The organism is Nioella sp., assembly GCF_965215655.1.
Classification (GTDB): Bacteria; Pseudomonadota; Alphaproteobacteria; order Rhodobacterales; family Rhodobacteraceae; genus Nioella.
On record NZ_OZ244111.1, the window covers coordinates 1272666 to 1293009 of the forward strand.

25 protein-coding genes are annotated in these 20344 nt (G+C 65.2%); 15 read left to right on the plus strand and 10 right to left on the minus strand.

Annotated elements, in window-relative coordinates:
• Positions 1-34 precede the first annotated feature (34 nt).
• Positions 35-511, plus strand: a complete 477-nt coding sequence (locus tag ACOOEX_RS06550; protein WP_420397669.1) for an MAPEG family protein — start codon at positions 35-37, stop codon at positions 509-511.
• On the opposite strand, the gene ACOOEX_RS06555 is transcribed toward ACOOEX_RS06550, so the two are convergent.
• The 5 genes from ACOOEX_RS06555 to ACOOEX_RS06575 all read right to left on the minus strand — a co-directional run bounded on the left by ACOOEX_RS06555 (position 508) and on the right by ACOOEX_RS06575 (position 4287).
• Complete coding sequence (locus ACOOEX_RS06555; RefSeq protein ID WP_420397670.1) at positions 508-1269, minus strand: enoyl-CoA hydratase/isomerase family protein; 762 nt, start codon at positions 1267-1269, stop codon at positions 508-510. The two genes, ACOOEX_RS06550 and ACOOEX_RS06555, sit on opposite strands and share 4 nt — an antisense overlap.
• 1 nt (position 1270) lies before the next feature.
• Entirely contained in the window at positions 1271-2566 is a 1296-nt protein-coding gene (locus tag ACOOEX_RS06560; protein ID WP_420397671.1) for a phenylacetate--CoA ligase family protein, read from the minus strand.
• Entirely contained in the window at positions 2563-3228 is a 666-nt protein-coding gene (locus ACOOEX_RS06565; protein WP_420397672.1) for a TetR/AcrR family transcriptional regulator, read from the minus strand. The genes ACOOEX_RS06560 and ACOOEX_RS06565 overlap by 4 nt, the downstream gene beginning before the upstream one ends.
• Positions 3229-3288: 60 nt before the next feature.
• Entirely contained in the window at positions 3289-3837 is a 549-nt protein-coding gene (locus tag ACOOEX_RS06570; protein WP_420397673.1) for a peptidoglycan-binding domain-containing protein, read from the minus strand.
• An 81-nt stretch (positions 3838-3918) separates the two neighbouring features.
• Positions 3919-4287: an OB-fold nucleic acid binding domain-containing protein gene (locus tag ACOOEX_RS06575; RefSeq protein ID WP_420397674.1), complete on the minus strand. Its 369-nt coding sequence runs from the start codon at positions 4285-4287 to the stop codon at positions 3919-3921.
• Between the two features lie 135 nt (positions 4288-4422).
• Between ACOOEX_RS06575 and ACOOEX_RS06580 the strand changes: the two genes are divergently transcribed.
• Both ACOOEX_RS06580 and ACOOEX_RS06585 read left to right on the plus strand, forming a co-directional pair.
• On the plus strand, positions 4423-4743 hold the full coding sequence (locus ACOOEX_RS06580; RefSeq protein WP_420397675.1) for a 2Fe-2S iron-sulfur cluster-binding protein: 321 nt from the start codon (positions 4423-4425) through the stop codon (positions 4741-4743).
• On the plus strand, positions 4743-5528 hold the full coding sequence (locus ACOOEX_RS06585) for an FG-GAP repeat domain-containing protein (RefSeq protein WP_420397676.1): 786 nt from the start codon (positions 4743-4745) through the stop codon (positions 5526-5528). The genes ACOOEX_RS06580 and ACOOEX_RS06585 overlap by 1 nt, the downstream gene beginning before the upstream one ends.
• A gap of 313 nt (positions 5529-5841) precedes the next feature.
• Here the strand turns inward: ACOOEX_RS06585 and purD are convergent, their stop codons facing one another.
• On the minus strand, positions 5842-7110 hold the full coding sequence (gene purD / locus ACOOEX_RS06590) for a phosphoribosylamine--glycine ligase (protein ID WP_420397677.1): 1269 nt from the start codon (positions 7108-7110) through the stop codon (positions 5842-5844).
• Between the two features lie 79 nt (positions 7111-7189).
• Here purD and ACOOEX_RS06595 point away from each other — a divergent pair, with 79 nt between their 5' ends.
• On the plus strand, positions 7190-7807 hold the full coding sequence (locus ACOOEX_RS06595; RefSeq protein ID WP_420397678.1) for a hypothetical protein: 618 nt from the start codon (positions 7190-7192) through the stop codon (positions 7805-7807).
• A 37-nt stretch (positions 7808-7844) separates the two neighbouring features.
• Complete coding sequence (xseA, locus tag ACOOEX_RS06600) at positions 7845-9395, plus strand: exodeoxyribonuclease VII large subunit (RefSeq protein WP_420397679.1); 1551 nt, start codon at positions 7845-7847, stop codon at positions 9393-9395.
• Between the two features lie 98 nt (positions 9396-9493).
• On the opposite strand, the gene ACOOEX_RS06605 is transcribed toward xseA, so the two are convergent.
• A complete protein-coding gene (locus tag ACOOEX_RS06605; protein WP_420397680.1) occupies positions 9494-10540 on the minus strand; it encodes an alkane 1-monooxygenase in 1047 nt (348 codons plus the stop codon).
• Positions 10541-10662: 122 nt separating this feature from the next.
• Between ACOOEX_RS06605 and ACOOEX_RS06610 the strand changes: the two genes are divergently transcribed.
• Entirely contained in the window at positions 10663-11316 is a 654-nt protein-coding gene (locus ACOOEX_RS06610) for a lysoplasmalogenase (RefSeq protein WP_420397681.1), read from the plus strand.
• Here the strand turns inward: ACOOEX_RS06610 and ACOOEX_RS06615 are convergent.
• Complete coding sequence (locus ACOOEX_RS06615; RefSeq protein ID WP_420397682.1) at positions 11313-11546, minus strand: YdeI/OmpD-associated family protein; 234 nt, start codon at positions 11544-11546, stop codon at positions 11313-11315. The genes ACOOEX_RS06610 and ACOOEX_RS06615 overlap by 4 nt on opposite strands.
• 105 nt (positions 11547-11651) lie before the next feature.
• On the opposite strand from ACOOEX_RS06615, the gene ftsY reads away from it, so the two are divergent.
• The 5 genes from ftsY to ACOOEX_RS06640 all read left to right on the plus strand — a co-directional run bounded on the left by ftsY (position 11652) and on the right by ACOOEX_RS06640 (position 15774).
• A complete protein-coding gene (ftsY, locus tag ACOOEX_RS06620) occupies positions 11652-12803 on the plus strand; it encodes a signal recognition particle-docking protein FtsY (RefSeq protein WP_420397683.1) in 1152 nt (383 codons plus the stop codon).
• A gap of 65 nt (positions 12804-12868) precedes the next feature.
• On the plus strand, positions 12869-13765 hold the full coding sequence (locus ACOOEX_RS06625) for a hypothetical protein (RefSeq protein ID WP_420397684.1): 897 nt from the start codon (positions 12869-12871) through the stop codon (positions 13763-13765).
• Positions 13762-14664 carry an EamA family transporter gene (locus ACOOEX_RS06630; RefSeq protein WP_420397685.1) on the plus strand — a complete coding sequence of 301 codons (903 nt, stop codon included), beginning with the start codon at positions 13762-13764 and terminating at the stop codon, positions 14662-14664. The genes ACOOEX_RS06625 and ACOOEX_RS06630 overlap by 4 nt, the downstream gene beginning before the upstream one ends.
• A 15-nt stretch (positions 14665-14679) precedes the next feature.
• A complete protein-coding gene (locus ACOOEX_RS06635; protein ID WP_420397686.1) occupies positions 14680-15282 on the plus strand; it encodes an inner membrane-spanning protein YciB in 603 nt (200 codons plus the stop codon).
• Positions 15283-15357: 75 nt separating this feature from the next.
• A complete protein-coding gene (locus ACOOEX_RS06640) occupies positions 15358-15774 on the plus strand; it encodes a universal stress protein (protein WP_420397687.1) in 417 nt (138 codons plus the stop codon).
• Here ACOOEX_RS06640 and ACOOEX_RS06645 read toward each other — a convergent pair.
• Positions 15771-16616, minus strand: coding sequence for a pseudouridine synthase (locus ACOOEX_RS06645; RefSeq protein ID WP_420397688.1), 846 nt, complete (start codon positions 16614-16616; stop codon positions 15771-15773). The genes ACOOEX_RS06640 and ACOOEX_RS06645 overlap by 4 nt on opposite strands.
• A 51-nt stretch (positions 16617-16667) precedes the next feature.
• Between ACOOEX_RS06645 and ACOOEX_RS06650 the strand changes: the two genes are divergently transcribed.
• A complete protein-coding gene (locus ACOOEX_RS06650) occupies positions 16668-17120 on the plus strand; it encodes a nucleoside deaminase (RefSeq protein ID WP_420397689.1) in 453 nt (150 codons plus the stop codon).
• Between the two features lie 86 nt (positions 17121-17206).
• Here the strand turns inward: ACOOEX_RS06650 and ACOOEX_RS06655 are convergent, their stop codons facing one another.
• Positions 17207-17899, minus strand: a complete 693-nt coding sequence (locus ACOOEX_RS06655) for a metal-dependent hydrolase (protein WP_420397690.1) — start codon at positions 17897-17899, stop codon at positions 17207-17209.
• Positions 17900-18026: 127 nt separating this feature from the next.
• On the opposite strand from ACOOEX_RS06655, the gene ACOOEX_RS06660 reads away from it, so the two are divergent.
• From ACOOEX_RS06660 to gatA, 3 genes are all read left to right on the plus strand, one after another.
• Entirely contained in the window at positions 18027-18446 is a 420-nt protein-coding gene (locus ACOOEX_RS06660) for a GFA family protein (protein ID WP_420397691.1), read from the plus strand.
• A gap of 107 nt (positions 18447-18553) precedes the next feature.
• Complete coding sequence (gene gatC, locus ACOOEX_RS06665) at positions 18554-18841, plus strand: Asp-tRNA(Asn)/Glu-tRNA(Gln) amidotransferase subunit GatC (RefSeq protein ID WP_127560572.1); 288 nt, start codon at positions 18554-18556, stop codon at positions 18839-18841.
• A complete protein-coding gene (gatA, locus tag ACOOEX_RS06670) occupies positions 18841-20325 on the plus strand; it encodes an Asp-tRNA(Asn)/Glu-tRNA(Gln) amidotransferase subunit GatA (RefSeq protein WP_420398338.1) in 1485 nt (494 codons plus the stop codon). Before gatC ends, gatA begins: the two co-directional genes overlap by 1 nt.
• The last annotated feature ends 19 nt before the right edge of the window (positions 20326-20344 follow it).

Below are 20344 nucleotides of genomic sequence, written 5' to 3' on the forward strand. Positions count from 1 at the left end.
GGTACGTCAAGCCAGGACAGGGGGATCACCGAAGATGACCAGCATTCAGGAGCTTCTAACCTGGGAAAACCCGGTCTTTACCTCTTATGTGATCGCCGCCGCCGTGACGGCGCTGAAGGTGATGGGGCAGGGCTGGATGACGGTCTGGAGGATGATGCGCTCGGGCCGCGGGCTGGCCAGCCCCGAAGACGCGGCGAAGGGGCTATTGAACCCCACCCCCGATCCCTCGCAGCTGGAGCGTGACGACTATGTTGACCGCTCTCGCCGGATGCACCGCAACGACCTCGAAAACATCCCGGCCTTCTGGATGGCCGGGTTTCTCTTTGTCCTGATCGACCCCGCGCCATGGCTGGCCTTCGCGCTGTTCTACGTCTTTCTGTTCGCGCGGGCGGGGCATTTCTGGGCCTATGCGACAGCGCAGTCCCATGAAATCCGGGCCGCGTTCTACACCATCGGATCGCTCATCGTGATCTGGATGGGGGCGCAGGTTCTGTGGGTGGCGCTGACCTAGAAATCCTTGAGCAGTCGCGTGGTTTCGGGGTCGAGAAAACCTGCAACCGTCGCCTCGGTTTCCAGCGCCAGCGCCCGGTGCAGGTCGGGCACGGCGGCGGCGTAGAGCACCCGTTTCATGGCGCGCGTGGACAGGACCGGCAGGGCGGCCAGCTTTCGGGCCATGGTCAGCGCCTCGCCCGCCAGTGCCTCATCGGCCACCACGCGCCAGGCAACCCCTAGCTCTTGCAGCTCTGCCGCGCCATAGCGCTCGCCAAACATCAGCATCTCGCGCGCCTTCACCAGCCCCACGAGGTTGGGCAAGAGCGTCGTAACGGCCCCTGTGACGAAGAGGTTGAGCGAGACCTCGGGGAAGAACCCCTTCGCGCTTTCGCCCCAGATCGGGAAGTCGCAGTTGATCGCCCACTCGAACCCGCCGCCCACGGCCCATCCGTTAATCGCGCCCACGACGGGTTTCGGCCCGAGGCAAATGGCCCGCGTCGCGGCCTGAATGAGGTCGACCAGCGCCCGCGCCTCGGCCTCGCTTTCGGGGTGGGAATGGTCCTGCCGGTCGTCGCCCGCACAAAAGGCGCGGCCCTCGCCGGTTAAGATGATCGCGCGGGTATCGGGGCAGGCATTGGCATCGTCGAAGGCCCGCGTCACGTCACGGATCAGCGCCGGGTTCATGGCATTCAGCCGCTCTGGGCGATTGAGGGCAATCCGCCGGACGCCATCTTCTACAAGATCGCTCAGCACAGTGTCATAGGTGAAACCGGTCATCTCAATACTCCCTCAAAACGCGTTTCGTCTTGCCTTCCGTCACAGGGAAGGTGCCATGGGGCACCAGCGTGACACGCGCCGTGGCCCCGAGGTTGCGCTTCATGGCGGCCTCGACCCCGGCCCGCAGCGCGTCGCTCGCATCACGCCCCTTCGCCAGTTCCACCGTGATCGGCAGCGCGTCATAGGGCGGCGGGGCGTCCAGCACGATCCGATAGTCGCCTGACAGGGCCTCCATTCCGCTTAGAACCGCCGCGACCATGGTGGGGAAGAGGTTGAGCCCCCGCACCACCACCATATCATCGCTGCGCCCCACCACGCGGAAGCGGAACCCGTGGCGCCCGCATTGGCAAGGCTCAGTCGTGTCGATGGCGATAATGTCGCCGGTGCGGAAGCGCACCAGCGGCTGACAGTCACGCGCCAGATGGGTCAGCACCAGCTCGCCCTCCACCCCAGCCTTGATCGGCAGCGGTTCCCCGGTTTCGGGATCGATGAGTTCGGGCCAGAGCACATCGGCCGCCATGTAGTGCAGCCGCGTGTCATGCTCACATTGCGCGGCGAAGTTGGAAAACACGTCCGACACGCCGTAATTGGCGTTTCGCGGCTCCATCCCCCATGTCTCTCGGATGCGATCCCTCAGGGCAGGGTCGTCAAGCCCCGGCTCACCCCCGAAGAGCCCCAGTTTCAGCCCAAGATTGTGGGGTTTCATCCCCATGCCCTCCAGCACCCGTTCCAGAACGGCGGGGTAAGAAGGCGTGCAGGAAATCGCGTTGATGCCGACCTCCTGAATGGTGCGGATCAAGAGTTCGGTGGACCCCACGCCGAAGGGCACCACCAAAGCGCCGGTGGCTTCCAGCGTCATGTGATCGGTCACACCGCCCATCCACATCTGGTAGTTCAGGCAGTGCACCACCGTGTGATCGGGCGTCAGCCCGGCAGAGGACTGGCAGCGCCCGCCGACGGTGCCGGTTATGGCGCTGTCCCGCGCCGACATGGCGAGGTTCATGGCCTGCCCTGTGGTGCCCGAGGTCCGGTGCAGCCGGTTGGCGGCGCTGCGCGGGGCAGCAAGGTAGTCGCCAAAGGGCGGATGCGCGGCCTGTGACAAGCGCAGCCCGGCCTTATCAGAGAGGGGCAGCGCGGGAAGGTCGCGCAGGTCGGCGGGCGGTGCGGCCCCGTTCCAGAGCGCCTTGTAGAACGCTGAGTTTGCGGCCACATGCGCGCGCTGTGCTGTCCACGCTTCCTGTTGTGCGGGCAGCAATGCCTCTGCCGGTTGGAATTCGGCCCCATCGATCAGGCTCATCCGCTCATTCCTTGTTGCCAGATATGGGAAAGGGTCTCAATCACCGCTGCCCGGTCCCGGCTGATGCGGGCCAGGTCGGGGTCGGATCCGAAATGCAGCATGATCAGGTATTGATCGACCATCCCGCCAAGGGCATGGGCCCGGCGCAACAGCTCATCGCGCGGGGTGTCGCTGCGCCGGACCCAAGCGGCGACCACGGTCTCGGTCCATTCGCGGTTAAGGCGTTCAAAGGCGGCACTCGCCTCGGGGAAGGCCTCCATCCGCGTCACCAGGCAGCGCATAAGACCCCGGTTTTCCTCGAACAGCTGGACATAGGCCGCCGTCGCCTGCCGCGCCCGGTCCTGCGGCCTGTCCCCGGCCCGTGCAGCGTCGCGCATCCGGACCTGAAGGAACCCGACAAAGCCGGTCAGCGTCTCGGCCAGCGCGGCCCGGATATCGGGAAAATAGGTGTAGAAGGTGCCATGGGCGCTGCCCGCCGCGCGGGCGATATCGGCCACTTTCAGATCGGCGGGCGCGGTGTCGTCCAGAAGCAGGCAAATCGCGGATTGTAGCCTGGCGCGGGTGCGGTCAGCCTTCGGCGCCGCGCGCGTTCCATGGATCAGCGCATCCCCGAAACGGGCGCTGTCTGGGGGGCGGTTGGGGGCAGGGGCAGTCCGTGTCATTTATGAAAATGATATCATAATCAAAAATGAGTCAAGCGATTCGATCCTGCATCGAGCCGCCTAGCTTTCAGGCCGTTCCGCCGCCACCGGATCCCAGACCGCCAGCCCCAACAGCCGCGCGCCTGCAAGCGACAGGACACCCGAATCCAGCCCCTGCGGCTCCTGAAACTCCCGGATCGCCCGTTCGGTACGCCGGTCCATCACGCCTGTCACCGGCCCATGATAGTGCCCCCGTGCGGCCAGCGCCCGTTGCAGCGTGGCGATGAAGTCCGGGTCCGATTGCGCCTCACACGGGGTTTCGAACCAGATCTCCTGTCGTTCCTGCACGATGCGCTGGCGGGTGTCGGTGCGGAAGATCGCCGGGGCGCGCACGGTGCCGTCGGTCGCAATCTCGGGCGGTTGGACGATCACCTGTTCGGTAACGGTCTCGATCACGGCAGGCGTCACGTCCTGCGCGTAACAGGCATCCGGGCGGGCATCCTCCGGCCCTTCGCCCCGCGTCACGATGGTGCCGTCCCGTTCCAGCAGGCGGGCCACTTCGGCCCCCGGCATTGGGCCGCAGGCAGCCAGAACCAGAAGGCCCAGGGTCAGGGGAAGGGTCGGTTTCATCAAGGTGCCTGTCTCTGCTCTGGCCCTGTTTCGGGCCTTGTTCGGTTCAGGATACAGGGTTTTTGCGCTCAGGCAAAGCGCTCAGGCGTCGCGCGTCTCGGGCCGCTCCAGCAGCGCATCCAGCATGGGCGAGATATCCTCGACCTCCTCGGCGATCACATTGACCACCCCATGGCCATGCTGCACCCGCCCCGTGACCCGCAACAGCCGGCCCGAGATCACCGCGCGGCGGAATCGTTCATAGATCTTGCGCCAGACCACCACGTTGCAGGTCCCCGTCTCATCCTCCAGCGTCAGGAAGATCACCCCGTTCGCGGTGCCGGGCCGCTGGCGGATCAGCACCAGCCCGGCCACCGTGACCCGCGCGCCCTGCGGCGGCCGGGTCAGCCAGGCATGCGGCAGCGCCACGGGCGGGCGTGGCCAGTCAGGGGGGCGGACATTGGGCTCCATGGGAACAAATATAGAACATCCACACGTCGCGGCAAGCTGACGGATTCCCCTCGTAAAAGTGACGCATTCAGACTGGCAAAGCCGGGATGGGATCGCTACGTAATGGCCCGACAAGTGAATGAGGACAGGCTGACCATGGCTAAGATCACCTATATCGAGTTCGGCGGCACCGAGCATGTCGTCGATGTTCCCAACGGGCTGACCGTGATGGAAGGCGCGCGCGACAACAACATCCCCGGCATCGAGGCCGATTGCGGCGGCGCCTGTGCCTGCTCGACCTGCCACGTGCACGTCGACCCGTCCTGGAAGGACAGGCTGCCCGCGATGGACGCGATGGAAGAGGACATGCTGGAATTTGCCTATGAACCGGACGAGAATTCCCGCCTGACCTGCCAGCTGAAGGTGACGGACGAGCTCGACGGGCTGATCGTGCGGATGCCCGAAAAGCAGATCTGATGATCCGGGGGCTGGCATATGGGCTGGCCCTTGCGGTCTGGGCCTTCGGGGCAGGGGCCTGCACGGTCGATCCCGCCAGCACCACCGCCTATCCCGGCAGCGTGACCATAGACGGCACGACACAAGGTGCCATCGCGCGCGCCTGGTATGATGACCCGGTCACGCGCTATCGCCATTTCGTGCTGGGACGAAACCATGAGCCCGAAACGCTGTGGGTGGATGCCATCGGCAACCAGGGGCTCTGCGGTCATGCGCTGACGCTTGATGCCAATCACGTCTTCGAGGATGTGGCCCCCCGCCTCGCCGATCTCGACGGCGACGGCACCAATGAGGTCATCGTCGCCCGCAGCCATCACAGGCTCGGCGCACAGCTTGCCGTCTACCGCTGGACCGGCACGGACCTGAGTCTCGCGGCCACCACCCCCTATATCGGCCGCAGCAATCGCTGGCTGGCTATTATCGGCGCCGCCGATCTCGATGGCGACGGGGCGATGGAGATTGCCTATATCGACCGCCCGCATCTGGCCCGCACCCTGCGCGTCTGGCGCTACGCGGATGAAACCCTCACCGAAGTGGTGGCAGCCACCGGCCTCACCAATCACCGCATCGGCGAAGGCCACATATCCTCCGGTATCCGCGCGTGCAATGGCGGCTCGGAAATCCTGACCGCAGACACAGGCTGGACCCGCCTCATCGCCACCCGCTTAATCGGCCAGCGCCTCACCGCCCGCGATCTCGGCCCCTGGTCACCACAGGCGCTCGACGCTGCCCTGACCTGCTCCTGATCCTTTCATCTTGGCAACAAATACCTCCGCCGGAGGCATCCCGCCCGAGCCACAGCACCAGAAACCGAGAGTTATGTCCTGCGCTCGCCACAACTCCGTGGCAACGCGGCATGTCGAGGCTCCCCGCGTCAGCGGAGGGGTGAGACGGGCCGCTCCCGGGTCGACGCCGGCAGGCGGCGAAACCGCGCTTTCGTCCGTACAGGGGGTGTATGGGGGGTGTACGGGGGGTGTACACATGGCGACAGGCTCAAAACGCGACACAGGCCCGCCTGCGGCCGCGCGGGTCGGCGTGGCGAAGCCACGGCGACATCCCTCAGTCCGTCAGTGCCCGCCAGCCGATATCGGTGCGGTTGAACCCTTCGGGCCAGTCCACGCGCTCGACCAGCGCATAGGCCCTGTCGCGCGCCTCTTGCAGGCTCTCGCCGCGTGCCGTCAGTGCCAGAACCCGGCCGCCAACAGCGGTCACGACCCCGGCTTCCCGCCGTGTTCCGGCATGGAAACACATCTCGAAGCTGGTTTCGGGAAGCGCCTCCAGCCCTCGGATCACACTGCCTTTCTCATAGCTTCCGGGATAGCCTTCTGCGGCCATCACCACGGTCATCGCATGGTCATCGGCCCAGTTGACGGCCATCTGGTCCAGCCGCCCCTCGGAGGCAGCCAGCATCAGGTCCAGCGCCTGCGCACCAAGGCGCAGCATCAAGCACTGGCATTCGGGATCGCCAAAGCGCACGTTATATTCGATCAGCTTGGGCTGACCGTCCTTGATCATCAGCCCCGCGAACAGCACGCCCTGGAACGGCATCCCCCGCCGCGTCATTTCCGCCATTGACGGCTTGATGATGTCTTCCATCGTTTTCAACACGATAGCATCCGACATCACCGGTGCCGGACTATAGGCGCCCATGCCGCCGGTATTGGGCCCGGTATCGCCGTCCCCCACCCGCTTGTGATCCTGCGCGGTGCCAACGGGAAGAACGCTCTTGCCGTCCGACAGAACAAAGAAAGAGGCTTCCTCGCCCTCCAGAAATTCCTCGATGACCACTTCCGTTCCCGCGTCCCCGAAGGCACCGCCGAACATGTCGTCGATGGCGGCCAGTGCCTCGTCCTCGGTCATCGCCACGATCACGCCCTTGCCCGCGGCCAGCCCGTCGGCCTTGATCACGATCGGGGCACCCTGTGCGCGGATATAGTCCTTGGCCGGGTCCGCGTCGGCAAACCGCGCATAGGCCGCTGTCGGCGCGCCGGAGGCGTCGCAGATCTCCTTGGTAAACGCCTTGGACGCCTCCAGCGCCGCCGCCGCCTTGGATGGTCCGAAGGTCAGGATCCCCGCCTCGCGCAGCGCATCCGCCACGCCCGCCGCAAGCGGCGCTTCCGGGCCGATGATGACGAAATCCACCGCTTCCTCGGCGCACAGGTCCAGCACCGCGCCTGCGTCCTCGGGGTCAATCGCGGCACAATCGGCAATCTGGCCGATGCCGCCATTGCCCGGTGCCACGATCAGCTTGTCGCATTTGGGGTTCTGCAGAACCGCCCAGGCCAGCGCATGTTCCCGCCCGCCGCTGCCAAGGATCAGAATGTTCACGTGGCACTCCCCGCCTGATAGGTTTGGGCGGGGAATACCCAAGCCCGGACGTGGATACAAGAAGAGGGGATGCCGCAGCATGAAGGATCAGGCGCTTTGGGAACGGATCGACGCTCATCCGATGCCGAAGGGGTTTATTGACGCCCTGACAGCGCAAAGCGGCTGGACGCGTGACCGGGCTGAGGAAACGGTCCGGGAATACAAGCGCCTGGCCTACCTGGTGGCGCTCGTAAAAACCGCCCGCCGGGTGCCGTCCACGGCAGTCGAACAGGTCTGGCGCCTGCATGGCGAAGATCGTTCAGCCTATCAAAGCTTCTGTTCCGAGGCACTCGGGCGGGACTGGCATCTGCCCGATGGCCCCGTGCCCCGGCGCGGTGGCCGCGACATGGAACTGACGCTCAAGGCCTATGCACGAGAGTTCGGCGAGACTGCGCCCGCGCGAATCTGGCCCGATCCGAACCGGCGCGTGCGCCTTGGAATTGCGGGTGGCTTTGCAGCGGCAGGCGCGGCAGGCTCGGTCGCGGCATCCTCGGTCGGACCGGTTCTGGCCGGGGGTGCGCTGGCCGCGCTCATTCTGTGGCTCGGAAATCGCGGCAGCGTCGAGGCGGGCGATCACTGGTGGTACTTGCCCGGGGGGGATGTCGGGTTTGATGGCAGCGACGGAGGCGGGGGAGATGGCGGTGGAGGCGGGGATTGATCTGGTGCGCCCGCGCCGGGGCCGCTAGTGTCGCGCCATGACTGATTTGCTGGAAGATGACGCCCCGGGCAACGCGCCGGAATTCACGGTTTCCGAGATCTCGGGGGCGGTCAAACGCACGATTGAGGGGAGTTTCTCGCATGTGCGGGTGCGGGGCGAGGTCGGGCGGCTCTCGCGGCCGCGGTCGGGGCATGTCTATCTGGATCTCAAGGATGACCGCAGCGTGCTGGCCAGCGTCATCTGGAAGGGCGTCTCGGCGCGTCTGGCAACGCAGCCCGAGGAGGGGATGGAGGTCATCGCCACCGGGCGGCTCACCACGTTTCCGGGGCAATCCAAATACCAGTTGGTGATCGAGGATATCCGGCCCGCCGGCATGGGCGCGCTGATGGCGATGCTGGAAAAGCGCCGCGCGGCGCTGGCCGCCGAGGGGCTTTTTGCCGAGGAGCGCAAGCAGAAGCTGCCGTTTCTGCCAGAGGTGATTGGGGTTGTGACGTCACCTTCCGGCGCGGTGATCCGCGATATCCTGCACCGGCTGCGCGACCGCTTCCCGCGCAAGGTGCTGATCTGGCCGGTTGCCGTGCAGGGTGCCAAATGCGCCCCGGAAGTGGCGGCGGCAATCCGGGGCTTCAACGCGTTTCCGGTGGGGCGCCTGCCACGGCCCGACCTGCTGATCGTGGCGCGCGGTGGTGGCTCGCTGGAGGATCTGTGGGGGTTCAACGAGGAAGAGGTTGTAAGGGCGGCGGCCGAAAGTGCGATCCCGCTGATCTCTGCCGTGGGGCACGAGACCGACACGACGCTGATCGACTACGCCTCCGACCGGCGCGCACCCACGCCCACGGCGGCGGCGGAAATGGCGGTGCCGGTGCGGCTGGACCTTTTGAACTGGGTGGGCGATCAGGGCGCGCGGGCCACGCGGGCGGCGACGCAGGCCGTGGCGCTCAGGCGGCAGCGGCTTGGCGATCTGGCGCGCGGGTTGCCCCGGCCCGAGGCACTGCTCGAAGCGGCGCGGCAGCGGTTGGATTATCTGGGCGCAGGGCTCGACCCGGCCTTGCGGGCGCTGACGCGGGAAAAGCGGATGCGCCTAGAGGCGCAGGCCGCGCGGCTGGCCCCGGCGCTGGACCGCGGCGTGGCGGCGCGACGCGTTCAACTGGGCCGGGCGGAGGCGGGGCTGTCGCCCGCGCGGCTCGGGGCCGGGGTGCGACAACGGCGCGAGGCTCTGGACCGGCTGTCTGCACGGATGTCGCCGGAGCGGCTGGCCGATCGCACGGCCCGCGACCGGCAGAGGTTCGAGGACCTTTCCGCCCGGTTTGCCCGTGTGGCGGAGCAGGGTGTCACTCAGAAGCGGGACCGGCTGGCGGCGCTGGAACGGTTGCGCCAGACGCTCGGCTATACCGAGACGCTGAAACGCGGCTATGCGGTGGTGCGGGCCGGGGCCGGGGTGGTCACGACGCGCGAGGCCGCGAAGGGCCATGCGCGGTTGGAGGTAGAGTTCGCGGATGGCAGGCTTTCGGTGATGACCGAAAGCGGGCCGGCGCGGGCGAGGCGCGGCGGCGGTAAGGATGAGCCGGATCAGGGCAGCCTGTTCTGACCGGGATTGCGCTGCCTGCGGCATCGCCCGGGGAACGCCCCTCCTCAGGCCCCTCCGGGGCCTTCGTCGGTGCGTGTTGCCACGGACAAGTTGTCAGGTCAGGTCTGTGGGTCATTCGCCGGGCGCGGGTTGAGAGGGGCGGCGCGTTCCATGGCGCGGGCAGCGCGTTTGTCCATGATCCGGCGCCAGTGGCGTGGCATGGTCGCGAGCACCGCCATGATCGGCATCGACCAGGGTAGGACTGGCGCACCGCCGGGCACGATCAGCGCGTCATAGGGCGTGTCTGGATGCATGTGGTGGTCGGAATGGGCCGGGGCATTGACCATCAAATAGGAGGTGAAGCCCCGCGGCGCGTTCCAGCTGTGATGGGGCGCGACCGGTTCCCACCTGCCATCGGGCAGGCGGCGGCGGGAAAGGCCGTAGTGCTGGATGTAGTCCGAGAGAAGGATTTGCAGATGGGCGAGGGCTGCGAGGGCGAGGAACCCGGCCAGCCCGGAAATGCCGCCGATCCACAGAGCCAGAGCCGCGCAAGCGACAGCGCCCGCCACATACCAGAGATAGGGGTTCACCCCGCGCCTGCGCGCATCCCGGCGGCGTTCGGCGGCAAGACCCGCGCGGAACGATCCGATCCAGGCGCGGGGCAGGAAGGCCCAGAAGCTTTCACCCGGCCTTGGCGTGTTGGGATCCTCGAGCGTGCCCACATGGGCGTGATGCACCAGCCGGTGCGCCGAGACATGGTGGCCGAACAGCATCGACACATAGACCGTGGCCCCAAGCCGCCGCAGGGCGCGGGGGGCGCGGTGAATGAGCTCATGGGCGTTTGGGTGGCTGATCTGGCCCAGGAATGAACCACTGGCCAGCAGGAGCGTAATGGTCTCGCCCGTGCTGCGGGTCGGATCGCCAAAGGCGCGGGTGGCAAGCACCATCAGGGCCAGATGGCCGACGGCAAGGACCACGGAAAGAGGATCGGCGGCGCCCGAATGCCGGGCCGCCTGACGTGGCGGGGTCAGCAGTTGGTCGAGCCCCGCCGCGATCAGCGTCAGCCAGAATAGCGCCAGCGCCGCCCACCATCCGCCCAAAACCGCGCCTGCCAGCAACAGCGCAAGCGGCGGCAAAGTGGCCATGGCATAGCGCCAGATCGGCATTCGGGGTCCTCGTGACTGGTTTACCAAGATTACCAATGGTCAAGCGGGCGTCGGAAGGCAATGCGCCTCTTGCCGCGCCCAGTGTGCCGCGTGCAGGTTGAGATCAGGTTGACGGAGGAACGATGATGACAGCGGCGATGCTTGTGGCCGGGGCCGGGGCGGTTATCGCCTTGATCTATCAGGCCCGCGTGAACGACGATGTAAGCACCCTGCGCTCGGTGATGAAAACCGCCCCAGTGGCGCTGTTTTCGCTGGCGGCGCTTCTGTCGGGCGCGCCATGGCTGCTGGCGCTCGGGCTGGCTTTGGGCGCAGTCGGGGATTTCGCGCTCTCCCGCAAGGGGGAGGCCGCCTTCATGGCCGGGCTTGGCAGCTTTGCTTTGGCGCATCTGGCCTATGCGGTGGTCTTCGTGACCGTCGAGGGGCGGCTTGCTCCCTTCGATCTGACGGCCCTGAGGTGGGTCGGCTTCGCGGCTCTGGTCATCATGGCGCAATCGACGGTGTTCTGGCTCTTGCCCCATACCGGCGGAATGAAACGCCCCGTGGCGGCCTATGTGGCGATCATCACGGCCATGGGGCTGGCTGCGCTGCATCTGCCTGCCGCGCAGGGGGTGGCAATGCTTGGGGCGGGGCTCTTCGTGGCCTCGGACCTTGTGCTGTCGGTGGAGCTCTTCCGGATGGAAGAAGACAGCCCCGCCACTCGGGTCGCCTCGCACCTTGTCTGGCCGCTTTATTGGGTTGGGCAGGGGTTGATCCTTGTAGGGATTGCCTGGGCCTAACGGCCGCCGCGCCAGGCCATCTTCATATAGACATCGCCCGCGCGCAGTTCATCCAGCATCTGGGCAAGGCGCTTTTCCCGCGTTTCCGGTCGCTTGGCCCGCGCGATCCAGCCGAGATAGTCGTTCCGCTGATAAGGCGGGCGCGCATCATAGGCGGCGCGAAGGCCGGCTGCGTCCAGTCGGGTCGCTATATCGCCGGGCATGGGCTGGATCGGGCGGGTGAGGGACATGAGACGCAAGATACGCTCAATCGCCCCCCGCGTCGACATGCGGTGCTTCCATCCGGCGCGCGCCCGTATTAGGTGACTGTTAAGCGCTATTCCCCGGGAGGCCTCATGTCGTTCTTCAAGAAACTCAAGGACCGGATGTTCAAATCCTCGTCGAAACTCGATGAGGGGCTCGATGCGATCATCGAGGAAGGCGCGGTCGAGGAAGAGGACCAGATCGAGGAACCGACCCCGAAGCCTGTTTCAGAACCGGAGCCTTCGCCTGCGCCAATCGCGGAAGACCCTGCGCCGAGGCAGGCGGACGTCATGCCGATGCCCGAACCGGAATCGGTTGTGAAAACGCCGACGCCCGCACCGGCCCCGCAGCCTCAGCCAGCCGCCGCCAAGCCCGGTCTTCTGGGCCGGATCATGGGCCGCAGCAGCGCCCCGCGCCGGGCGCTTGACGACGACATGCTGGAGGAGCTGGAAGAGCTGCTGATTACCGCCGATATGGGCGTGGAAACCGCCATGCGCGTCACCGCCAACATGGCTGAGGGGCGGTTTGGCAAGCTGATGACGGCCGCCGATATCAAGGCGCTTCTGGCGCAGGAAATCGGGCGGATCATGGAACCGGTCGCGCGTCCCCTGCCGATCTATCCGAAGAAACCGCAGGTGGTTCTGGTGGTGGGCGTCAACGGCTCTGGCAAGACCACGACTATCGGCAAGCTCGCCAGCCAGTTCAAGGCGGCGGGCAAATCGGTGGTCATCGCGGCGGGCGATACGTTCCGCGCGGCGGCGGTGGAACAGTTGCAGGTCTGGGGCGACCGGGCAGGCGTGCCGGTGCTGACGGCGCCGGAAGGGTCAGACCCTGCCGCGCTGGCCTTTGACGCCATGACCAAGGCCGAGGCCGAGGGCGCGGACCTTCTGATGATCGACACCGCAGGCCGCTTGCAGAACCGCGCCGACCTGATGGAGGAACTGGCCAAGATCGTCCGCGTGATCCGCAAGAAAGACCCCGATGCGCCGCATAACACGCTGCTGGTACTCGATGCCACCACCGGTCAGAACGCGCTGAGCCAGGTGGAAACCTTCCAGAAAATGGCCGATGTCTCTGGCCTCGTGATGACCAAGCTTGACGGCACCGCCAAGGGGGGCGTGCTGGTGGCGCTTGCCGACAAGTTCGGGTTGCCGATCCATGCCATCGGCGTGGGCGAACAGATCGACGATCTGGCCCCCTTCGACCCGGAGGAGTTCGCCAAGGCGCTGACGGGGGCGGAGTGAACCGGGACGTGCCCCAAGGCGACCCACAAGGGTTGAGTAAACCTTTGAGGGAGTCCGCCTGTACAATGAAACGCATCATCCTCGCCGCGATGACCGGGCTTGCCCTGTCGGCCCCTGTCCATGCCCAGATGACCGAGTCCAGCTGTGCCGTCAGTTGGGGAATGGTCAGTGCCCCGCTTGGCCTGCCGCCGGATCTGGCCACCGCTCAGTTGGAGGGAGAAACCTGCGTTGCCCGCGATCTGGAGATCGTGACCGGGCGCATCCGGGTTCTTGTCGATGAATTCCGCTGGCAACTGGACGGGCTGGAGGCGCTGTTGATCAGTGGGGCGCTGCTGGACCGGGTAGAGGTGACTGCGCGCGGGGTCTATGTGCTGGCCGCGACCGGGATGCCTGATTTCGACTATGTAATGGAGGCGCAGGCGCGGGCTAGTGAGGGCATATCGGTCGATCTGCTGGCTACCCATGCGGACGGTGAGGTCATGCTAGACCGCCTGCATGTGGATTTCCCGGGCGAGAATGCCATCGACGCCACCCTGCACCTGACCGGTGTGGACCCGCGCGCGCCCGATCAGACCGTGATCCGCGCCCTCCGGCTGGAGGTGCTGACGCACGGGCTGTTCGAAACATATGCGTTGATGCCGCTGGCCAATCTGCTGCTAGGCTCGTCCGACGAACCAGAGGCCGAGGTTGCCCGGTTACAGGCACAGACCATCGCCGCCATCGAGACATTGCCTGAGCCGTTGTTCGACCGCAGCACTCGGGCCGCTTTGGTGACGCTGGTTCAGGATATGCCCAACCCGGCAGGGCGGGTGATCTTTGATCTTCAGGCCGAGGATGGGTTGCCTGTTGCCCAACTGACAGAAGATGCCGGGATGCTGGGGCGCTTGCCCGCGTCCGACCCTCTTGCTGCTTTGGCCGGGGCCGATCTGCAAGTCAGTTACCACAGATACGGGGCGGAATGAGCGATTGGGTCGTCTCTCTGGCGGGCACACCCGCAGGGGCGACCCTTGCCACCTTTCTGGCGCTGCTGGCCGCGATCCTGCACGCGGTCTTCGGAGCGCTGCAAAAGGGCCGACATTCGCCGCTTTTGTCGCGGGGTGTCATCGACGCGAGCTATGGGCTGATGGCTGCGCCCGTCGCGCTATTCGTCGTGCCGTGGCCCGCGCCGCATATGTGGCCCATCTTCGGGGTCATGATGCTGATCCATCTGGGCTACAAGGCCGCACAGGTGGCCAGCTATCAGCGCGGGGCCTATACGGTCGTTTACCCGGTCATGCGCGGAACCGGGCCGCTGTTCACCGTGATCGGGGCCACGATCTTCTTCGGCGAGCATTTCTCCCTGACCCAGTGGTTGGGCGTGCTGACCCTGCTGACGGGCATCTATGGGCTTGCCTTCTACAACCTGCGCACCATCACCGTGGACCGCGAAACGCTGGTACCGGCCCTGTGGCTGGCGGTTCTGACCGGGCTTTTCGTCGCCGCCTACACCACCTATGACGCCTACGGCATCCGCGCCGCGAACGATCCGTTCACCTTCCTCGCCTGGTTCTTCTTTCTCGACGGCCTGACCATGCCGCCCGTGGCCTGGTACGCCTGGCGGCGCATGGCAGACCCGCCTGCTTTCGGTCCACTCGCCTTGCGCGGGCTCATTGGCGGGCTGGTGGCGATGGCGAGTTTCGGGTCGATCCTGATGGCCACACGGCTCGATCAGGTGGGGCAGGCGGCGGTCCTGCGCGAAACCTCGACCGTCTTTGCCGCCCTCATCGGCTGGCTGATGCTGGGGGAACGGGTCGGCCCGCGCCGTCTGGCGCTTATGGGGTTGATCGCAGCGGGCGCAGTGATAGTTGAGATGGGCGGATAATTTGAGGCGCGATTGATGGAAGAACGCAAGATCAACCCCTATGTGAAAAGCGCGCTGGAGCTTGGGCCGCCGATCCTGTTCTTCGTGGTCTATCTGTGGATCAAGGACCGGACATTCATCCTCGCGGGTCATGAGTATTCCGGCTTCATCGTCGCCACAGCGGGGTTCATCCCGCTGCTTCTGGCTTCCATCGCGGCGCTCTGGTGGCTGACCGGCAAACTGTCCCGAATGCAGATCTTCACCGCCATTCTGGTCGTGGTCTTCGGTGGCCTGACGGTCTGGTTCGACAACGAGGCCTTCTTCAAGATGAAGACCTCCATCGTCTATGCGTTCTTCGCGGTGGTTCTGGGCATCGGCCTCTTGCGCGGCGAAAGCTGGCTGCAATTCGTCATGGGGGAAATGATGCCCATGGAGAAAGAGGGCTGGATGATCCTGACCAAGCGGCTGGTCGCGGCCTTCGCGTTGATGGCGCTGGCCAACGAGATCGTCTGGCGTACCCAGACCACCGAATTCTGGGTCACGTTCGAGACCTTCGTGCTGCCCGGCTTCCTCTTCGTTGTCTTCATGTTCCAGGCCAAGCTGTTCGAGCGTCACATGATCGAGAAGGACGAGGGGTAAGGCCCCCTTGACCCAGATCAGGGGTCTTCTGTTTCCGGTCTGCTAGACTGGCAGCAGGAAAGAGGAGGACCCAATATGACATCTCGCATTCTGGTGCCGGTCGATCTGGACCACATCGAAAAACTCGACAAAGCTCTCGACATTGCCGGGAAAGCCGCGAAGGAGCATGGGGCCACGGTCACCTATGTCAACGTGATCGACCCGGTGCCAACCGCCTCGAAACGGCTGGAAGGGCACGAAGCGCAGAAGCAACTCGATGCCTTTGCCGATGCCCAGGCCGATGCCCATGGGATCCGCACGGATGACCACGTGGTCCTGCGCGGCGACCTGCACCTTCATGTGGGGCGGGAGATCATCCGGGCCGCCGAGGATGCCGATTGCGACCTGATCGTGATGGCCAGCCATGTGCCCGGCTTCAAGGATCATTTCCTGACCTCGAATGCGGGCTATGTCGCCACCTACGCGCCGGTTTCGGTCCACGTGGTGCGCTAGGTTCTGCGTTTGTTGCCTATGGGGCCCCTGGGTCCTTTGGGCGGTGCCTTGCGGGGTTTCTTCGGGCCGGGCCGCATTGGTTTCGCCTTTGCTTCGGCGTGGCCCTCGGGCAGGGCGATTCCCAACTGGTCGCGCAGCACCTTGGGCTTGATCTCTTCCACTTCGCCGGGCTTCAGCTCGTTCAGCCGGAAGGGGCCATAGCTGACCCGGATCAGCCGGTTCACATCGAGCCCGAATTCTCCCATGGCGCGGCGGATTTCGCGGTTCTTGCCCTCTCGCAAGCCAACGGTCAGCCAGGCATTCGCTCCCTGCTGGCGGTCGAGCGTCACATCCATCGGCTGAAAGCGTTCCCCCTCGATGGTCACGCCCTCGCGCAGTGGCGCAAGGTCCTCGTCCTTCGGCGCGCCTTTGACCCGCACGCGATACTTGCGCAGCCAACCCGTAGAGGGCAGCTCCAGCTTGCGCTTGATGCCGCCGTCATTAGTCAGCAGCAGCAGCCCCTCGGAATTGAGGTCGAGCCGACCCACGCTCATCACCCGTGGCATCTCCTCAGGCAGCTTGTCGAAGACCGTCTCGCGGCCCTTCTCGTCGCTTGTTGTCGTCACAAGGCCCTGCGGCTTGTGATAGAGCCACAGGCGCGGGCGCTCGGGCTCGCCCACCTCCTTGCCATCCACGGTGATCTTGTCAGACGCCGTGACATTCAGCGCCGGGCTGTCGATGCGCTTGCCATTGACGGTGACGCGGCCCGCCTCGATCATGCGTTCCGCTTCCCGCCTGCTGGCGATGCCGGCGCGGGACAGGACCTTGGCGATGCGGTCGCCCTCTGGGGTGTTGGTGCTCATGGCTTTGGACTAGCGGTTTGACAGCGGCTTGGAAAGCGGCAAAGGAAAGCCATGACCGGTTTCATCAGCCATATGGAGACCGCGCTTGATCAGGCGCGGGCCGCCGCCGCAGCGGGCGAGGTGCCCGTGGGTGCCGTCATCGTCGGCCCCGACGGCACGGTTCTGGCACAGACCCGCAACCGGATGCGCGAGCTGAAGGACCCCACGGCCCATGCCGAGATGCTGGCGATTCGTGCCGCCTGCGCGGCACTGGGGTCCGAACGCCTGACAGGCTGCGATCTTTACGTCACGCTGGAACCCTGCCCGGCCTGCGCGGGGGCCATTTCTGCGGCCCGCATCGCGCGGCTCTACTACGGCGCGGCGGACCCCAAATCGGGCGGCGTGGCGCAAGGCCCGCGCGTCTTCGATCACCCGCAGGCCCACCACAAGCCCGAGGTCTATTGCGGGATCGGCGAGCAAGAGGCGGCGGATCTGCTCAAGACCTTCTTTGCAACGCGCCGCTGATCCTTTCATCTTGGCAAAAATACCTCAGGGGGTGCGGGGGGAGGATCCCCCCGCGGATCGGATGGCCGAAAGCCATTCGATATCCCTTACAGCGCGATCGCCTCCATCACCTCCGGTTCGATCACATCGACACCGGGCAGGGCGGCGGCCAGAACCTCTGCCGATTGTTCAAGGATCGGGAAGGTGCGGTAGTGGCAGGGGATCACCGTCTTGAAATCGAAGAATTTTTTCGCCGCATAGGCCGCGCGCTTCATATCCATGGTGAAGTGTCCGCCAGCCGCCAAAATGCCGATATCGGGCGCGTGCAGGTCCGCGAACACCCCCATATCCGCCATCACATCCGTATCGCCCGAGAAATAGATGGTTCGGCCCTCGCCCGCGATCATGAAGCCGCATTCGGTGCCGCCCCATTTCGGGCCATCGGGTGTGCCAAAGCTCGACGAATGCACCGCGTTGACCATCGTCACCGCCACATCCCCCAACATCACCGTGCCACCCTTGTTGAAGCCCACGGTCTCGATGCCTTCGTTTTCGGCCCAATGCCCCATCAGGTCATACTGGCCCACGACCGGCACGCCCAGATCTTTCGCAAGGTCCAGCACATCGACGACGTGGTCGAAGTGGCAATGCGTCAGCAGGATGTGGGTGGCCCCGGCAATCGCCTCCGCCTTGCGGTCCTCGGGGAAGACCGGATTGCCGGTGAACCACGGATCGACCAGCAGGACCTGTCCCGCGATCTCGATCCGGAAACTGCCATGCCCGAGCCAGATGATGTTCATGTGTCCTCTCCCTTCTGTTTGACTTGAAGATACCTCAGACGCAGCGCGTGTCACGTGCCGACTGGAAAAGTGGATCGTGACAGGGGAAGGTTGTGTTAACCTACGACCCGCACTGAAGGAGGAATTCATGGCAGATAATGGAAATGCAGGGTGCCTGTGTGGTGCGATCCGGCTGCGGGTGGAGGGAACCCCCATCACGGTGATGCAGTGCCATTGCAGCGATTGCCAGAAATCCTCTGGCGGCGGGCCGGTTCTGATTGCCCTGATGCGTCGCGGTGATGTCACTCTGCATGGCGGTAAGCCCGAGGGATATTCCGTCACCGGTGCCTCCGGCGGCGACGTGCGTCGCTGCTTCTGTCCACGCTGTGGGACGCCGATTTATTCTGAGCTCGGTAAATATCCGCAGCTTCTGGCACTGAAGGCCGGAATCTGGGACGAGGATCCCGACCTCTCGGCAGATTGCGCAATCTGGACCGCGTCCGCGCCCGACTGGCATGTCATTCCCGACGATATCCCAGGCTTTCCGCAGGCTCGTCCCACTGCCTGATCCCGGAATTCTTCAACGGAGCTTGGCAGAGGCGCTTGCGGCCCTGCTTGTGGCCCGGTAAACCCGTGCCCGATCCAGATTGCTCAAGTCCGAAGGTGCACCGCCCCATGTCCATCGACATCGAAACCGCCGCCCGCGTCGCGAAACTCGCGCGGATCAAGGTGGAAGAGGAAGACCTGCCTGCGCTGGCAGGCGAGTTCAACGCGATCCTGGGCTTCATCGAGCAATTGCAGGAACTGAATGTGGATGATGTGGAACCGATGACCTCGGTCACGCCGATGCGCCTGAAACGGCGTGAAGATGTGGTGACCGACGGCAACCAGCAGGCCAAGGTTTTGGCCAATGCGCCTGATGCACGGGAAGGGTTTTTCGCGGTTCCGAAGGTGGTGGAATGATGACCGATCTCAACAAGCTGACCATTGCTGACGCACGCGACGCGCTGCGCAAGGGAGACACCACCTCTGTCGCACTGACCGAGGCTTGTCTGGCCGCCATAGACGGGGCAGGGGCGCTTGGCGCCTTCGTGCACAAGACGCCCGACTTGGCGCTGGAGCGGGCCAAGGCCGCTGACGCCCGTATCGCGGCGGGCGACGCGCCCGATATGTGCGGTATCCCAGTGGGCATCAAGGATCTGTTCTGCACCGAGGGCGTGCCGTCGCAGGCCGCCTCGCGCATCCTCGAAGGGTTCAAACCGGAATATGAATCGACCGTTTCAGGCCAGTTGAAAGATGCGGGCGCGGTCATGCTCGGCAAGCTCAACATGGACGAATTCGCCATGGGCTCGTCGAACGAAACCTCGTTCTATGGCAATGCCGTGAACCCTTGGAAAGCGGGCAATGGTGAAGACCTGCTGACCCCCGGCGGCTCGTCTGGTGGCTCGGCTGCTGCCGTGGCGGCTGACCTCTGCCTTGCCGCGACCGGCACCGACACCGGCGGCTCGATCCGTCAGCCTGCCGCCTTCACCGGCACCGTGGGCCTCAAACCCACCTACGGGCGTTGTTCCCGTTGGGGCATTGTGGCCTTCGCAAGCTCGCTAGACCAGGCGGGCCCGATGACCAAAACCGTGCGCGACGCAGCCATCATGGGCCGCGCGATGATGGGGCATGACCCCAAGGACAGCACCTCGGCCGATCTGGCCGTGCCGGATTTCGAGGCGATGCTGTCCGGCGACATTCGCGGTAAGGTCATCGGTATCCCCAAGGAATACCGCATGGACGGGATGCCCGAGGAGATCGAGAAGCTCTGGCATCAGGGCGCCGAGATGCTGAAGGACGCGGGCGCCGAGATCCGCGACATCAGCCTGCCCCATACCAAATACGCGCTGCCCACCTATTACGTGATCGCGCCCGCCGAAGCCTCGTCGAACCTTGCCCGTTATGACGGGGTGCGCTTTGGCCACCGGGCGAAGCTGGCGCAGGGTGATGGCATCACCGAGATGTATGAAAAGACCCGCGCGGAAGGTTTCGGCGACGAGGTCAAGCGCCGCGTGATGGTGGGCACCTATGTGCTGTCGGCGGGCTTCTATGACGCCTATTACAACCGCGCCCGTAAGGTGCGTGCGCTGATCAAGAAGGACTTCGATGATGTCTTCGCCGCGGGTGTCGACAGCATCCTGACCCCCGCGACTCCCTCTGCCGCGTTCGAGCTTGGCAAGGAGGTCTCGGACCCGGTCGAGATGTATCTCAACGACGTCTTCACCGTGACCGTGAACCTTGCCGGACTGCCCGGCGTGGCTGTTCCCACCGGATTGGACAGGCAGGGCCTGCCGCTTGGGCTGCAACTCATCGGCCGCCCGTGGGAGGAAGGCGATCTGCTGAACACCGCTTATGCGCTGGAGACGGCTGCCGGTTTTGTGGCGAAACCCGCCAAATGGTGGTAAAAGCCTGACAAAACACGAT